General features: G+C 61.2%; 13 protein-coding genes and 1 other RNA gene. 13 read left to right on the forward strand and 1 reads right to left on the reverse strand.

Features of this window, described 5'->3' with window-relative positions; all coding sequences use genetic code 11:
* Nucleotides 1-284: 284 nt before the first annotated feature.
* The 11 genes from ylqF (at nucleotide 285) to JLC71_RS13245 (ending at nucleotide 10,682) form a co-directional block, all read left to right on the forward strand.
* Nucleotides 285-1,214, forward strand: coding sequence for a ribosome biogenesis GTPase YlqF (gene ylqF, locus JLC71_RS13195; protein ID WP_200915916.1), 930 nt, complete (start codon nucleotides 285-287; stop codon nucleotides 1,212-1,214).
* A 267-nt stretch (nucleotides 1,215-1,481) separates the two neighbouring features.
* The gene (locus tag JLC71_RS13200; RefSeq protein WP_200915917.1) at nucleotides 1,482-2,294 is read left to right on the forward strand and encodes a cobalamin-binding protein; all 813 of its coding nucleotides are present in this window, start codon (nucleotides 1,482-1,484) and stop codon (nucleotides 2,292-2,294) included.
* Between the two features lie 38 nt (nucleotides 2,295-2,332).
* A complete protein-coding gene (zapB, locus tag JLC71_RS16740; RefSeq protein ID WP_200915918.1) occupies nucleotides 2,333-2,533 on the forward strand; it encodes a cell division protein ZapB in 201 nt (66 codons plus the stop codon).
* The gene (locus JLC71_RS13210) at nucleotides 2,530-2,835 is read left to right on the forward strand and encodes a cell division protein ZapA (RefSeq protein WP_200915919.1); all 306 of its coding nucleotides are present in this window, start codon (nucleotides 2,530-2,532) and stop codon (nucleotides 2,833-2,835) included. The genes zapB and JLC71_RS13210 overlap by 4 nt, the downstream gene beginning before the upstream one ends.
* A gap of 64 nt (nucleotides 2,836-2,899) precedes the next feature.
* Nucleotides 2,900-3,098, forward strand: a non-coding RNA gene (gene ssrS / locus JLC71_RS13215) — 6S RNA.
* A 15-nt stretch (nucleotides 3,099-3,113) separates the two neighbouring features.
* On the forward strand, nucleotides 3,114-3,725 hold the full coding sequence (locus tag JLC71_RS13220) for a 5-formyltetrahydrofolate cyclo-ligase (protein ID WP_236250893.1): 612 nt from the start codon (nucleotides 3,114-3,116) through the stop codon (nucleotides 3,723-3,725).
* Nucleotides 3,726-3,940: 215 nt separating this feature from the next.
* On the forward strand, nucleotides 3,941-6,484 hold the full coding sequence (ptsP, locus tag JLC71_RS13225; RefSeq protein WP_200915921.1) for a phosphoenolpyruvate--protein phosphotransferase: 2,544 nt from the start codon (nucleotides 3,941-3,943) through the stop codon (nucleotides 6,482-6,484).
* A 173-nt stretch (nucleotides 6,485-6,657) separates the two neighbouring features.
* Nucleotides 6,658-8,421, forward strand: coding sequence for a PTS glucose transporter subunit IIBC (gene ptsG / locus JLC71_RS13230; protein ID WP_200915922.1), 1,764 nt, complete (start codon nucleotides 6,658-6,660; stop codon nucleotides 8,419-8,421).
* Between the two features lie 158 nt (nucleotides 8,422-8,579).
* A complete protein-coding gene (locus JLC71_RS13235; RefSeq protein ID WP_200915923.1) occupies nucleotides 8,580-9,353 on the forward strand; it encodes a 5'-methylthioadenosine/S-adenosylhomocysteine nucleosidase in 774 nt (257 codons plus the stop codon).
* Nucleotides 9,354-9,374: 21 nt separating this feature from the next.
* On the forward strand, nucleotides 9,375-9,731 hold the full coding sequence (gene arsC, locus JLC71_RS13240; RefSeq protein WP_200915924.1) for an arsenate reductase (glutaredoxin): 357 nt from the start codon (nucleotides 9,375-9,377) through the stop codon (nucleotides 9,729-9,731).
* A gap of 51 nt (nucleotides 9,732-9,782) precedes the next feature.
* Entirely contained in the window at nucleotides 9,783-10,682 is a 900-nt protein-coding gene (locus JLC71_RS13245) for a Rho-binding antiterminator (RefSeq protein WP_200915925.1), read from the forward strand.
* A gap of 87 nt (nucleotides 10,683-10,769) precedes the next feature.
* Here JLC71_RS13245 and JLC71_RS13250 read toward each other — a convergent pair whose 3' ends face one another.
* Entirely contained in the window at nucleotides 10,770-13,013 is a 2,244-nt protein-coding gene (locus tag JLC71_RS13250; protein WP_200915926.1) for a glycosyltransferase, read from the reverse strand.
* 284 nt (nucleotides 13,014-13,297) lie between these two features.
* Between JLC71_RS13250 and JLC71_RS13255 the strand changes: the two genes are divergently transcribed.
* Nucleotides 13,298-14,035 (forward strand): dienelactone hydrolase family protein, encoded by a 738-nt coding sequence (locus JLC71_RS13255; protein WP_200915927.1) that lies wholly within the window; start codon nucleotides 13,298-13,300, stop codon nucleotides 14,033-14,035.
* Nucleotides 14,036-14,147: 112 nt separating this feature from the next.
* Nucleotides 14,148-15,170, forward strand: coding sequence for an adenosine deaminase (locus JLC71_RS13260; RefSeq protein ID WP_200915928.1), 1,023 nt, complete (start codon nucleotides 14,148-14,150; stop codon nucleotides 15,168-15,170).
* The last annotated feature ends 16 nt before the right edge of the window (nucleotides 15,171-15,186 follow it).

Consider the following 15,186-nt stretch of genomic DNA (forward strand, 5'->3'; position numbering starts at 1 on the left):
TTCCTTTATCTAAATAGAAGACTATATAAGAACAGATAATAAGGGCGGCTGGTTCCTGTGGATAACTCGATTTTCTCTGTATTATCAGGTGCTTGTCTATCTTCTATCTCTTCGGATAAACCCACATGACCACTGTGGGGAAGTGGTGGATCGTTTCATCCTGTCGTGGATAGCATGGCTTGTACACAGTGGAACCTCTATTTGCTCACAAGCCAAGTTATTGATTTCATTACTGCTTTGTGGACAAGCGTATAATCCGCGGCTTTTGAGCTTGAGGAGGGGTCATGGCGATCCAGTGGTTTCCAGGACATATGAACTCGGCGCGCAAGCAGGTTGCCGAAACCATGGCCAAGGTCGACGTGGTGATCGAGGTCGTCGATGCGCGCATGCCGTTCTCCAGCAGCAACCCGATGATCGAGCAGTTGCGCCGGCACCGGAACCGTCCGGCGCTGACGATCCTGAACAAGGCCGATCTGGCGGATCCCAAGCTGAACAAGGTCTGGCTGGACTGGTTCAACGCCCAGCCAAATCGTGCGGCGATGTTGCTCGGTATCGACAACAAGGCGTCCGAAGCCAAACAGATCCCGCAACGCTGTTTGAAATTGGCACCACACCGTACCGGCGAAGTCAAACCGCTGCGGGCAATGATTCTGGGCATTCCCAACGTCGGCAAATCGACGCTGGTCAATTTATTGATGAGCAGAAAGATCGCCAACGTCGCCGATACGCCGGGGGTGACCAAGAGTCAGCAGCGGGTCGAGCTTAGCGGCGGCATGATCCTGTACGACACGCCAGGCCTGATGTGGCCGAAGATCGAACACGATACCTGGGGCTATCGGCTGGCGATGGGTGGATCGGTAGGCCGTAATGCTTACAACGAAGAAGATGTCGCCTGGTTTGCACTGGAAACCTTGCGTCAGCGTTATCCGGATTACCTGCAGGCGCGTTACAAGTTGAAATCGCTCGAAGGTGGGGTCGAAGAGCTGCTTGAACGTATAGGTCGTCTGCGTGGGGCGGTGGTGGCTGGAAATCGCGTTGATACGCAAAAGACAGCTGAACTGCTGCTGACCGAATTTCGCAGTGCAACCATTGGGCGGATGACGCTGGAAACGCCCGATGACATGCTCGACGAGCAGGCCGAGGTGCTTGAAATTCAAAGGCTTGAAGCGGAAAAGGCTTTAACTGATTCAGTTGATAAGAGAATACAAGAATAGATAATAAGGATTGCCCCTTTCTGTGGGTAAGTCATTTTTATTGTTTTGTTTCAATGGTTTAGCTTACTTTTAATGTGCCATTGAACCTGCCATGCTGCTTGTGGAGGATTTGGTGATGGTTCTCTGCGTTTGGCTGGTTTTTCGCTTATCCACAAGGGATGATTCAATTTATCAACGGGTCAGGTCATTGATTTGAAACGATTTTCATTTTTTGCTGTGCATAACTGTGTCGTAGGCTTGGCTTTTCTGGCCCTGGCGTCGGTGGCCATGGCTGCACTTGAGGTCAAAGACGACCGTGGCGAAGCGGTTCGTCTGCCCTCGGCAGCCAAACGGGTTGTCACACTGGCACCAAGCGCAACCGAACTTGTTGCTGCCATCGCTCCGCATAGCCTTGTCGGGGTCGACAGCGCCAGCGACTATCCCGCAGCGGTGGCGGGATTGCCGCGGGTAGGACGTTACGATGGCGCCAACGTCGAAGCGGTGATGGCTTTGCGGCCGGATCTGGTGGTGGCATGGTCCGGCGATGCCATGGCGCGCAGCTTGGCGTCACTGTCGGCTCAGGGCATCGCGGTGTTCGTCAGCAGGCCTGCCAATCCGGATGAGATCGCCGATAACCTGCAGCGGCTGGGTGTGTTGCTGGGGCAACCGCACAAAGCGGCGCAGCTGGCGAAGAATCTGCGCCAGCGTTATACCGGGCTGAAACAGCGCTATGCCGGGCGTCGGCCGGTGAAGGTCTTTCTCGAGATCAGCGCCAATCCCTTGATGACGGTGTCCAACCACGATTTTCTCGGCCGGTCGATCGGCGATTGTGGCGGCGTGAATGTCTTTGCCGATACGGTGGCGCCCTACCCGCTTGTGAGCGCCGAGGCGGTGCTGGCGCTGGCTCCCGAGCTGGTCATTACCACGTCGTCCAGACCCGACTGGCAGCGCTGGTCGCGCTTTCCGGCCATGCCTGCCGTCGCCCGCCAGCAGTTGAAGGTGCTGAGTGACGATAGGCTGTTGCGCCCGGGTCCAAGACTGGTCGACGGGGTCGAAGCGCTCTGCAGCGTGATCGATGCCGCGCGGCCGGCGGCGAAATGACTTAGAATCGCAGCTGACCCACTTCGTGCCTATTGCCCATGGATGCCGAATTCGCCAGTCTTGAGGACAAACTCGGTCAGCTTGTTGGCCTTTGTCAGGCCTTGCGCAGCGAGAATCGCCAGCTGCGACAGCAAGTGCTTGGCCTGCAGCAGGACAACCAGCAATTGCAGGCCAAAGTGGAAGGCGCGCGTCATCGCGTCGCCGCCATCCTGAATGCATTGCCCGAGGATATGCAATGAATCCGACCCGGCAGCTGGATATTGTCGTCATGGGCCGCGAGTTTCGCGTGGCCTGCCCGGCCGACGAGGAAGAAACGCTGAAACAGGCGGTGACCTTGCTCGAAGCCAAAATGGTCGAGATCCGCAGCGGCGGCAAGGTGGTCGGGATCGAGAAGATCGCCATCATGGCGGCGCTCAATCTGGCCCATGAATACCTGCATGTGGAAGCCGGCGGTTTTGACATCGGCGCCTACCAGCGTAGAATCAAGGCCATGAATTCAACGATCGACGCGGTGCTGCAAGATCAGACAGCTTTGTTCTAGATCAAGTCGCACCGGCCGTTGATGGCTACAGTGGTAGTCAAAGACGCAGTCGGTTTTACCCCTCGCTTTCCTGCGGTGTTTGTTTCGGTCCAGATTCTTTGAACCGATAAGCTGTTACCCGGTTGCCAGCTTTTTAGGCGTACCTGTTGTGAGTGTTCCTTGTGTTTCGGCACAAGTCGGACGCACCTGATGGTACCCGGCCGGTGGCCCCTTGAACCTGTGGGTTCAAGATGCGGATCGTAAACGGCACTCGCGGGAAGCCCCCTTTGTTCCCTGGCGTGACTTCAGCTCACCCTTCCCCCCCTCTCGGCGACAAGCTTCGCTGGCGCAAGGAATTGCGCCAGCGCCGTGCAGGGCTGCATCCGCCGCAGCGCCACGCCGCGGCAAAACAGATCGTTGCCTGGGCTCGCTCGGCCGGCTTGTTGCGACGCGGCCGACGCCTTGCCGCTTACGTTCCCACTGGTAGTGAATGTTCAAGCTGGCCGCTGATACTGGCCGCGCAACATCATGGTTGCAGGGTTTATCTCCCCGTCGTGCCGCGACGCGGCCGCAAACTGTCTTTCGTCCGTTTTGACGAACATGCGGTTTGGCAGCTAGGCGCGTATGGCATTCCAGAACCGCGGCACGTCGAGCATTGCAGCGCACGTGCACTGGATATCGTGTTCGTGCCTTTTGTTGGCATCGATACCGCTTTGCGCCGGCTCGGCCAGGGCGGCGGTTACTACGACACGACCTTCCACTTTCGTCGCGGCCGCAAGCACTGGCGGCGGCCCTTGTTGGTCGGTATTGGCTTTGACTGCCAGCGCGTCGACGTACTGCCTGCCGATCGTTGGGATCTCGCGCTAGACCTATTGATCACCGAATCGGGCATCTATCGCAGGCCGGTTTGACCTCGTCACCGCCCAGTCGAGGATTGCCAATAAGGTAAAAACCGACTTAGATCAAACATCCTCATCGATTTAAACTCGGCAAGCGCAAAATTTCACACGTTGAAAACGGACTCGCACTCTAAAATCAGGGGCGAATGACATAATCCGGTGGCATAAATTGCCAGTCGCGATTGCAAAAACAGAATCCGTTGAATATTCAATATGAGGTTGTCGATATGGCTGCATCCCAACGCCTAGAACTGTTTGCGCCGCTGAGCGGCCTGCTGGTCCCGATCGAACAAGTACCCGATCCTGTGTTTGCCCAGAAAATGGTTGGTGACGGTATCTCGATCGACCCGACCTCGAACGTGCTGCTCTCCCCGGTGGCGGGCAAGATCACCCAGCTACATTCGGCCAAGCATGCGGTCACGATCACGACCGAGGAAGGCGTCGAGATCCTGATCCACATCGGCCTCGATACGGTGATGCTCAAGGGCGAAGGATTCACTGCCAAGGTCAAGGAAGGCGATGTCGTCACCGCTGGCCAGGCTCTGATCGAATTCGACGGCGATACCGTCAGCCGCAAGGCGCGCAGTCTGTTGACGCAGATGGTTGTTACCAATGGCGACCGGGTTGGCAAATTCCTGCCAGCCAGCGGGTTTGTTCGCGCCGGCCAGACCGTGGTACTGACGCTGGAACTGGTCGGCGCGACGGCGGCCGTCGCCGCTGCGGCGACGAGCGGCGAGGCGCAATCTGAACCGATACGCGTGCCGAATCCGACCGGTCTGCATGCGCGCCCGGCTGCGGTGGTCGCCAATCTGGCCAAAACCTTCACTTCGACCATCAAGCTGGTGCGTGGCGACGAAAACGCCAACGCCAAGTCGGTGGTGGCGATCATGGGGCTGGAAGTCCAGTACGGCGACGAAATCCGCGTCAAGGCTGCCGGTCCGGATGCCGATGCTGCGGTCAAGGCCGTCGCCGGCATGATCATTCAGGGTTCGGGCGAGGAAGTCGGCGGCGTGATTTCGCCGGCGGCGCAAAAGCATCTGGCCAAGATCAAGCGTGCGGTGGCGCCGGCCAAGCCGAAATCGGGCGATCCGAACGTGCTGCTCGGCGTGTCCGCCTCACCAGGCTTGGCCGTCGGGCAGATTTTCCAGGTTCGCCAGGAGGCGATCGACGTCGCCGAACAGGGTAGCGATGCCCAGTTCGAGCGCGGCAAACTCGATGCCGCGCTGAAAGAAGCAAAGCAGCAGCTCGAAGCGCTGAAGAGCGGGATTTCCGATGCCTCGAAGGCGGAAATCTTCGCCGCGCACCAGGAGCTGCTGGAAGACCCGGATCTGCTCGATATCGCCATCAACGCCATCAGCAGCGGCAAGAGCGCCGGTTTTGCGTGGAAAACGGCGTTTTCGACCTATGCCGACAAGCTCGCGGCGCTGAAGAACGAAATCCTCGCCGGCCGTGCCAACGACATCCGCGACGTCGGTCGCCGCGTGCTGCGCATCATTGCCGGGGTCAAGGAAGCCGAACTGGCGGTGCCGGAAAACGCGATCCTGATCGCCGAAGACCTGACCCCGTCCGATACCGCCAGCCTCGACCGCGAGAAGGTGCTTGGTTTTGCCACCGTTGGCGGCGGTTCGACCAGCCATGTGGCGATTCTGGCGCGCTCGCTGAATATCCCGGCGATCTGCGGCATCGACGAAGATGCACTGCAACTGGCCAACGGCACTGCGGTGATTCTCGATGGCAGCAAGGGTTCGCTGCGCAAGAATCCGTCCGAGGCCGAAGTGGCACAGATCCGCGAAGCGCAGCTCAAGCTCGGCAAGCAACGCGCCGAGGAGCTTGCCGCAGCGCATCAAGCTTCGGTGACGACCGATGGTCATCACATCGAAGTCGTCGCCAATATCGGCGGGCTGGACGAAGCCAAGCAGGGCGTTGAGCTCGGTGGCGAAGGCGTCGGCCTGCTGCGCAGCGAATTCCTCTACCTCGATCGCGCCGATGCGCCGACCGAGGAAGAGCAAACGCAGATCTACACCGATATCGCCAAGGCGCTGGGCACCGAGCGCACCTTCGTCGTGCGTACGCTCGACGTCGGCGGCGACAAGCCGTTGCCTTACCTGCCGCAGCCGGCCGAAGAAAACCCCTTCCTCGGCATTCGAGGCGTGCGTTTGTGCCTGGCCGAGCCGGAAATGTTCCGCATGCAGATCCGTTCGGTACTGCGCGCCGCGCCGTTCGCCAAGCTGCACATCATGTTCCCGATGATCGCGACGCTGGACGAGCTGCGTGCCGCCAAGGCCATCGTGGCCGAGGAAAAGGCCGCGCTGAATGTCAGCGCCGACGTCAAGGTCGGCATCATGGTCGAAGTGCCGTCGACCGCGGTGATGTCCGAGCTGTTTGCCAAGGAAGCCGATTTCTTCTCGATCGGTACCAACGACCTGACCCAGTACACGCTGGCGATGGACCGCGGCCATCCGAAACTGGCCAAGCAGGCCGATGCGCTGAACCCGGGCGTGCTGCGTTTGATCGCGATGACGGTCAAGGGCGCGCATGCCCAAGGCAAGTGGGTTGGCGTCTGCGGCGGCATCGCGTCCGATCCGCAGGCGGTGCCGCTGTTGATCGGTATCGGTGTCGACGAGTTGTCGGTCAGCGTACCGGCGATTCCGGCGATCAAGGCGATGGTGCGCCGGCTGTCGAAGGCCGATTGCCAGAAACTGGCCGCCGAGGTGCTGCAACTGGGCACGGCGACCGAGGTGCGCGAGCGCCTGGGCAAGGCCGCCGGCTAAACCCGAGCTAAATCCAACAGTCACCCGCGCGGCCGCTACACCCGCGCGGGCCTGTCGTTCGTTTCTTGCGGACGAAAGAATGGCGCCGTAATACGGCGCCTATGTATATAAAAAATAAGCCGCAGACGATGTTTGTCGGACTTTAGACGCACTCGCATAGGAGTGAGCAAATCATGATCAACGCAGCATTTGCCTTTCTGCAGAAGATCGGCAAGGCGCTGATGTTACCGGTAGCAGTGCTGCCGATAGCCGGCCTCTTGCTAGGTATTGGCAGTTCCAACTTTTCGTTCATCCCCGACATCGTCAACCAGATCATGGCGCAGGGTGGCGGGGCGATTTTCGGCAACCTGCCGATCATCTTCGCCGTCGGCGTCGCGCTTGGCCTGAGTGACAACGATGGCGTTGCCGCCATTGCTGCAGTCGTCGGCTTTGTGGTGATGATAGCCACCCTGGGTGTCATGGCCGTGTACTTTGGCCTGACTCCGGCAATGGTCATGGGCATGAAATCGATGGAAACCGGCGTGTTCGGCGGCATCATCATCGGTGCCGTGGCGGGTGGGCTGTTCAACCGTTATTACCGGATTGAACTGCCGTCGTATCTGGGCTTCTTTGCCGGCAAGCGATTCGTGCCGATTGTTACCGGTATCGCCGCCATTTTCGTCGGTTTGATCCTGTCCTTCATCTGGCCACCGATCCAGCACGTCATCGATATCTTCTCGCACTGGGCTGCCGCGGGTGATCCGCGTTCGGCGGCAACCGTTTACGGCGTGGTCGAGCGGATGCTGGTGCCCTTCGGTCTGCACCATATCTGGAACGTACCGTTCTTCTTCGAAATCGGTTCGTATACCGACGCGGCGGGCAAGGTTGTCCACGGCGACATCAACCGCTTCTTCGCCGGTGATCCGACCGCAGGCATCTTGTCGGGCGCGTTCTTCTTCAAGATGTTCGGTCTGCCGGGTGGGGCGATTGCAATCTGGCATTGCGCCAAGCCGGAAAACAAGGTCAAGGTCGGCGGCATGATGGTCGCCGCCGCGCTGACCTCGTTCCTGACCGGCATCACCGAGCCGATCGAGTTCTCCTTTCTGTTCGTGGCACCGCAGCTGTATGTGATCCACGCCTTGCTGGTGGGGACGGCGCAATTCATCGCCAACACCCTGCACATGCACATGGGCTTCACGTTCTCGCAGGGCGGTATCGATTTCCTGCTGTTCAATGCCTTCGGCAAGTACGCGCAGGGCTGGTGGTGGACGCTGATCATCGGCCCGATCTACTTCTTCATCTACTACGCGGTGTTCCGCTTCGTCATCACCAAATTCAACCTCAAGACCCCGGGTCGCGAGGATGAGGATGTGGCGGCGTCGGGTGTGGTCGAAGGCGATCGTGCGGGCATGTCGCAGCAACTGGTGCTGGCCTTTGGCGGCCGCAAGAACATCCAGTCGCTCGATGCGTGCATTACCCGTCTGCGCATCTCGGTGGCCGATCCGGCCCGTGTCGATCAGGCCAAGCTCAAGGCCCTGGGCGCGGCTGGCGTGATGCAGGTCGGCAACAACATGCAGGCGATCTTCGGGACCCGTTCGGAAAACCTGAAGACCGATATGCAGCTGTATCTGAAGACTGCCGGCAGCGAAGCCGACGGCCCGGCGACTGCGCCGCTGGCTGCTGCTGCTGCACCGGCTGCCGCAGTCGCCGCTGCCCCGGTGAGCGATGCCGCGCGGCAAAAGGCTGCCACCCTGCTCAAGCTGCTTGGCGGCAAGGGCAATTTGCGTGAAGCCGAGGCCATCGCGGTAACGCGGATACGGGTGACGCTGAACGATCTGGCGTTGTTGCAGCAGGTTGAGCTGGAAAAAGCCGGCATTGCGGTGATGCCGGTGAGCGACAAGGTCTTGCACGTGATTCTTGGCAATGACGCCGAGCAGATCGCCTCCTTGCTGAAATAAGCGGCAATGACGGTTAACGGAGCGGCGTGCCATCGGCACGCCGTTTTGTTTTTTCCGCTGTGCATCGGATCGCTACGGCGCTGCCGTAGACTGCCTGCATGGCGTGGGGGCGGGATGCGTTCCGGCCGCGAAGTGTCGTGACGATTGAAGGAGCGGTAATGAGTAAACCGATAGTGATTCAGGGGGCGATGCAGGTCGAAGTGGCCGTGCTGGTTTCCCGGCTCAGCGGTGCGGTGTGCGAAACCGCCGGTGGCTGGACCTTCTGGCGTGGCCTGCTTGGCGGTGTTCCGGTGGTGATCAGCCGTACCGGCATGGGCATGAGCAATGCCGCAGCCGCCACGGCGATTGCCATCGAGCGTTATGCGCCGCTGGCGGTCATCAATCAGGGTACCGCCGGCGGCCACGATCCGCAGCTGTTGCCGCACGACTTGGTATTGGGGACTCGGGTGATCCATCTCGGCGCCTTCCAGAGCCCCTATCGCGCTCCCGGTGCCGGCAGCGATACGCTGGCATGGCGGCCACTCGATTTGATGGATCAGAGTGAAACGGCCGATTTCACCTTGCCGGTACCGATGTCGTTTGCCGCCGATCCGGCGCTGCTGGCTGCTGCCCGGCGTGCCGCGTACCCGGCCGGCCAAGTGGTCGATGGCGTGATCGGCTCATCCGACGTCTGGAACAACGAGCTCGACCGGATCGCCCACTTCCACGCCCGCTACGGCACCCTGGTCGAGGAAATGGAGGCGGCATCGGTGGCGCAGGTATGCGGCCAGTATGGCGTGCCCTTTCTGTGCGTACGCGTGGTGTCGAACAATATCGTCATTGGCGCGCCGCACGATGTGGCGACGGCGAATGCGTGCCAGGCTTTTGTTGCCGGACTGCTGCCACTGTATTTGCCGCCAGCGCCGATCCCGGCGCTGCTGCGCCCGGCCTGAGTGTTTTGACGGAAACGTGCGATGAAACAGATCACCCTTTATCACAACCCGCGCTGCAGCAAATCACGCGCAACGCTGACCTTGCTGAACGAGCGCGGCTTCAATCCCGACATCGTCGACTATCTGGCGACCCCACCGGATGCGGCCACACTGAAACGGCTGCTGGATCTGCTGCAACTTGCGCCACGCGCACTGATGCGGCGCACCGAGGCCGAGTACACCGACCTGGGGCTGGATGATCCGGCGCTCGACGATGCAACGCTCATCGCCGCCATGGTGAAGCATCCGCGCTTGATCGAGCGACCGATCGTCGTTGTCGACGGTATTCGTGCTGCGATTGGTCGGCCACCCGAGGCGGTATTGCGACTACTCGGCTAAGTTGAAAATGACGCGGTGAGCGGATCACTCGATCAATCAAAGGAGCAGGCCATGAAGTTGTGGAGCGAGTCTTTTTCTGACGGTAGCCCGATCTCGAGCGAATTCGCTTTCGGCAAGATCGATGCCACGACTCACGTCGCGCAATCAGCCAACCGCAACCCGCAACTGGCATGGCGGGACGTGCCCTCGGGAACGCGATCGTTCGCGCTGATCGTGCATGACCCGGATGCACCCAGCCGTGGCGACGACGTCAATCAGGTAGGGCGGGAGATCGCCACCGATTTGCCGCGGGTCAGTTTTATCCACTGGGTGCTGATCGATATCCCCGCCACGGTGCGCGAGATTGAGGCCGGCAGTCACGCCGATGGCGTTGCAGTGCATGGCAAGCCGGGGCCGGCCGCGGCGCAAGGCTGGCGTCACGGCATCAACGACTTCACCGGCTGGTTTGGCCAGGATCCGGCCATGGCCGGCCAGTACTTCGGTTACGACGGGCCTTGCCCGCCGTGGAACGATGCACTGGTGCACCGCTATGTGTTCACGCTGTACGCGCTGGATATCGAGCGGCTTGCGCTCGAGGGCACGTTTGGCGCCGCCGAGGTACAAAAGGCCATTACGGGCCATGTGCTGGCCGAAGCCAGGCTGACCGGTACCTACACGCTTAACCCGGCGCTGCGTGCGCTGGAAGGGCGCAGCAACGGTGAATTTCATCAGGTATCGTGCGATGCGCTCGATTACCTCGAGATCGCGTGTATGGGCCGCTACAAGTTGCACCTCGAGCTGCTTGGCGGAGAAGCGGCCGTCGGCCTGGCACAGGATATCCGCGATCATGGCCACGCCGAATATCTGGTGCTGGGTACGCATGAAGGCGAGGTCGAGGTTCGCCTTGATCACATCCGCGCATTGACGCCGCTGACGCCGGGCGCGCGCTTCGGCCACGTAGCGCTGCGCTAGCCGTCTTGCCTGTGTGGATGAGAAATACGGCATCGCTTTGCGATGCCGTATTTCCTTGCCGGCCAATCTTTCCCGCGCCAGCCGGGATCAGCGCCCCCAGACTTTACGGATCATGCCAGCCTGCCCGACCAAGCCGCCGCGGCCAGCAGGCGCCCGTGCGGTAGTGGCCAGCGTTTCAGCGTGGTCAGCGGCAAGCACATGGCCATAGATGGGCGCGACCGGGCTGTCGTAAATGGTTTCGACCCCTGTTCTGATCTGGATGCGTTCCAGCCCCTTGCGCGTGATGGTGGTTGCATCATGACTACCGGCGGTCAGCGGTGAAAACGTCAACAGCAGATCGTGACTCAACAGGCCGATTTTCTTACCCACGCTCTTGCCGGGCTGATCGCTGTACAGCACGGTGGTCCACTGCCGTTTGTGCGCATGAACCGGGTGCCGGCCGCTGAACAGGTCGGCCAGAATCTGCAATGGTGTGCGGTTTTTCTCGGTGAGCGATTGCACTTGCCACTGCAGGTCAGAGCCGTACAGGAACAGATCGAGCCGGTCCCGATCGGCGCTGGTTTTCCAGTCGAACACGCAGCCGATCGCCTTGATGTAGCCGGTTTCGCCGGGTGAGGCTGATGGCGCGCGAATGGTGGCGGCGATGCCGGCGCGGATGGGCAAGGTCCCCGAGGGCAGATAAAGCTCGCCTTCGACCTCGGTGCCGTTACGTATACCATCGGGCAGTTGCGCATAGAGGCGGAAGCCGGACGAAGAAATATCATCGACCGTGCCATAGGTGATGCTTCCGTCGGGAAAGCGCAATCGCGCCGGTAGCGGAATCGGGAAGCGGTATTCATTGCGGCGGCTGTGGCTGCTGGCACGGGTGAACAGCAGCATCATCAAGGCCAAAGCGCCATTGATCAGCGCCCAGATCGAGTTGGCGATCAGGCCATCGAGCGGCAGTTTGCCGAAATGGGCGTACATGGCAAGGCCGACCGGGATCGCCAGCACCGACAGCACCATGATCAGGAACTGCGGCATCATGAAGCGGCGGTAGCTGCTGCCGGTGGCGGCTTTGCTGGTGACGTTGAATTTGAGTTTGCCGCGGAATGCCGCCAGCGTCGCCCAGGCAAAGGCCCAGAAACGGGCGAAATTGTACTGCTCGATCATCAGCGTGCGGCCGTAGCCGCGGCTGATTTCCTCGTACACCCAGAAGGTCAGCACGATGTAGGGAATAAAGCGGATCAAAAAGCCTTCGCTGAAGCTCGAGATCGGCGACAAGCCCGTGGTCAGCACCACGATGGGGGCAATGTAGAAAAAGCCTTTCTGCCAGCCGTCGAAATAGGTGCTCATCGACGCCAGATAATTGAGCTGTTGTGCCAAGGTCAGCCCGCGCGCGAACACCACCCCCTCGCGCCGCCAGACCTGCATCGCCCCTTGCCCCCAGCGGATGCGTTGCTTGAGGAAGGGCACCACCGTGGCCGGCGCAATGCCGAAGGCCAGCGAATGCGGATGGTAGACCGAGTGAAAACCGGCTTTATGCAACTTGAGCGAGGTATGCAGATCCTCGGTGACCGTGCCGGTGGCGAAGCCGCCGATGGCGTCGAGCGAGCTGCGGCGCAGCACTGCACAGCTACCGCAGAAAAATGCCGCGTTCCAGTAATCCTTGCCGCGCTGGATGACCCGGAAGAACAGCGATTGTTCGGTCCAGATCGTGGTCTTTTTATCCTGACGATGCTGGTAGGAGTCGAGATTGAAGAAGTCCTGCGGCGTCTGCACAAAGGCGACTTCCGGGTCGTTGAAATAACCCAGCGTCTCGACCAGAAAGCGGCGTGCCGGCGCGTGGTCGGCGTCGAAAACGGCGATAAAGTCGGCACGGCTTTGCGCAAGGCCCGCATTGAGGTTGCCGGCCTTGGCGTGCCCGTTGTCGCCACGCGCGTGGTAGCCGCAGCCGAGTGTTCGGGCGAGCTCGGCCATTTCCGGCCGGTTGCCGTCGTCAAGCAGCCAGACCTGATGCGGGTAGTCCATTTCGATTGCCGCGAGCAGCGTGCGCCGGACCAGATCCACCGGCTCGTTCAGCGACGGGATCAGCACATCGACGCTCAATCCTGCCGGCGCGGGTGGCATGTCGCGGTCGGCCAGACGCCAGGTCATGAACAGGTGCAGCAGCGCAGTGAAGAAGCCGTACAGCTCGGCCACATAGAGCAGCACCGAGAAAATCGGTGCCTGGGGATTGAATACGCTGGGTCGCCAGACGAAGTAAATGACGGCAACGATGAGGAAGGCGATGATGACGAAGCCTTGCGACGGGCGCAGCTTCTCGTACCGGGTGCCGGTTGAGGTGCTCATGATGCGGCTCTCCTGCATGACCCGTGCCGCTTGCCTATCATTGCGACGACCGCGGCGGGTCGTTATGTCGGGCGGTGCTGCCAGGGCATCGTCGGGACGGGCTCTTCTTACCTGCAAGGTTCACGCTAGCATCGGCGCGCGCTGTTTGTGCAGCAAATGACAGGCGGCAAGCGCAGGGCGGCATCCGGTCGGGATTCGCCGGCAGGCGCTACCCGCGGGTTGCGGGTGCAGCGGAGACGATCCCGCTCTACACTCATGGCCAATCTCACCCGTGGAGTTGTCCCGTGATTACCCAGAGCCACCTTGTTGATCTGCCTACCGCAACTGGTCTGATGCGCACTTATGTGCACCGCCCGGCCGGTAATGGCGCCTGGCCGGCCGTGCTGCTTTATTCGGAGATTTTTCAGCAAACCGGGCCGATCGAACGCGCGGCGCGGCTGATTGCCGGCCACGGTTACGCGGTGCTGGTACCCGAGGTATTTCACGAGCTCAATCCGGCCGGCACCGTGCTCGTCTACGATGATGACGGTCGCGACAAGGGCAATGCCGACAAGGCGGCCAAGCCGGTGGAAAGTTACGACAGCGACAATGCCGCGATGATCGCCTGGCTCAAGACCCAGCCGTGGTACGACGGCCACGTCGGCGCGATGGGCTTCTGCATCGGCGGGCATCTGGCCTTCCGTGCCGCCTTGCAGCCCGAGATCGCTGCGACCGCGTGTTTCTACGCGACCGACCTGCACTCGAATGCGATTCCGAATTCGCCAGGCCAGCACAGCATGGAACGGCTGGCCGATCTTCGCGGCGAACTACTGATGGTCTGGGGCAAGCAGGATCCGCATATCCCGGCGGCCGGGCGCGCGCAGGTGTACCGGCAGCTGAGCGATGCCGGGCTGAACTTCAGCTGGCACGAATTCAACGGCCAGCATGCCTTCATGCGCGACGAGGGCGAGCGCTACGACGCCCAGCTGGCGCAGACCGGCTACCGGCTGGCGCTGGACTTGTTCGGCCGCACTTTGCGCTGATGGCCGGGCTGGCGTCGCGGCCGGTTTTCATCTGGCCCATCGCGTGAAGTCATTACAGAATCGGGTCGGGCACATGGGCTAAACTCGCAAGGCCATGCCCTTGGAGTACACGATGTCCGACCCCGCCCGCGCCGCTTGGCTGCGCCGCCTGCCCAAGACCGAACTGCACCTGCACATCGAGGGCACGCTTGAACCCGAGCTGATGTTCGATCTGGCCCGCCGCAACGGCGTCGCGCTGCCCTACCCGGATGTCGAGGCGCTGCGTACCGCCTACGATTTCCACAATCTGCAGTCCTTCCTCGATCTCTACTACGCCGGCGCCGGCGTACTGCTGACCGAGGCCGATTTCTACGACCTGACCTGGGCCTATCTCGAGCGTGCCCATGCCGACCGGGTGGTTCATGTCGAAATTTTCTTTGACCCGCAAACGCATACCGAGCGCAGCGTCGCGTTTGAAACGGCGCTGACCGGCATCCGCCGTGCGCTCGCCGACGGTGAGGCCAAGCTCGGCATCAGCTTCAAGCTGATCCTGTGCTTCCTGCGCCATCTGTCCGAAGCGGATGGTTTCGCCACGCTGGAAACCGCCTTGCCGTATCTGGCGCAGATCGACGGCGTCGGCCTGGATTCGAGCGAGCACGGCCATCCGCCCGAGAAGTTCGCGCGGCTGTTCGAGCGCTGCAAGGCACTCGGCCTGGCGCGTGTCGCCCACGCGGGCGAGGAAGGCCCGGCCGATTACGTCTGGCAGGCCATCCGATTGCTCGACGTCGCCCGCATCGATCACGGCGTGCGCGCGCTCGAAGACGACGCGCTGGTGGCCTATCTGGCCGAGAAGCGCATTCCACTGACCGTCTGCCCGCTCTCCAACGTCAAGCTGCGGGTGTTCGACAGCATCGCCGATCATCCGCTGCGCACGCTGCTCGAACGCGGTCTGGTCGCGACGATCAACTCGGACGACCCGGCCTACTTCGGCGGCTACGTTGGCGAAAACTGGCAGGCCTGTGCCGACGGGCTGGATCTGAGCCAGGCCGAGCTGGTGCAGCTGGCGAAAAACGGTATCGAGGCCAGCTGGATGTCTGACGCCGCCAAGGCGCGCTGGTACCGCGAAATCGACACCCTCGCCGCCGAACCCGCCTGACCGGCGGAAAGCCCAA

This window comes from Jeongeupia sp. HS-3, from assembly GCF_015140455.1.
In the GTDB taxonomy this organism is placed as follows: domain Bacteria; phylum Pseudomonadota; class Gammaproteobacteria; order Burkholderiales; family Chitinibacteraceae; genus Jeongeupia.